The organism is Bacillus sp. HY001, assembly GCF_007558965.1.
Taxonomy (GTDB): Bacteria; Bacillota; Bacilli; order Bacillales; family Bacillaceae_G; genus Bacillus_A; species Bacillus_A mobilis.
This window is the reverse complement of sequence record NZ_VLTE01000341.1, coordinates 1-435: the sequence shown is the minus strand read 5'-3', so window position 1 is coordinate 435 and position 435 is coordinate 1. Positions and strand designations below refer to the sequence as shown.

The 435-nt window shown below is 37.0% G+C and carries 1 protein-coding gene; it reads left to right on the top strand.

Annotation, left to right across the window (positions count from 1 at the left end):
* Window positions 1–351 (top strand): RNA-guided endonuclease TnpB family protein (locus FOT98_RS31620; protein WP_144291286.1); only part of this gene is annotated, 351 nt, incomplete at its 5' end.
* Window positions 352–435 lie beyond the last annotated feature (84 nt).

Here is a 435-nt window from a genome sequence, read left to right as displayed (position 1 = left end):
ATCAAAAACCACGATGTTATCGGTATAGAAGATTTGCAAGTATCGAATATGTTAAAAAATCATAAGTTAGCAAAAGCGATTAGTGAAGTATCTTGGTCACAATTTAGAACGTTGCTGGAATACAAGGCAAAATGGTATGGAAAACAAGTCATTCCGGTATCCAAAACATTTGCTTCAAGCCAATTATGTTCTTGTTGTGGGTATCAAAATAAAGACGTTAAGAATCTAAATCTTCGTGAATGGGATTGTCCTGCGTGCAATAGTCATCACGACAGAGATATTAACGCAAGTATCAATCTTAAAAATGAAGCTTTAAAGCTTCTAACCGTAGGAACTACGGGGATAGCCTAATGAATTAGAAGCCACTAGGCTTCTGTACTTAGGAATCTCCCACTTCAAACAGTCCGTAAGGACGTTAAGTGGTGAGTAGTTCAA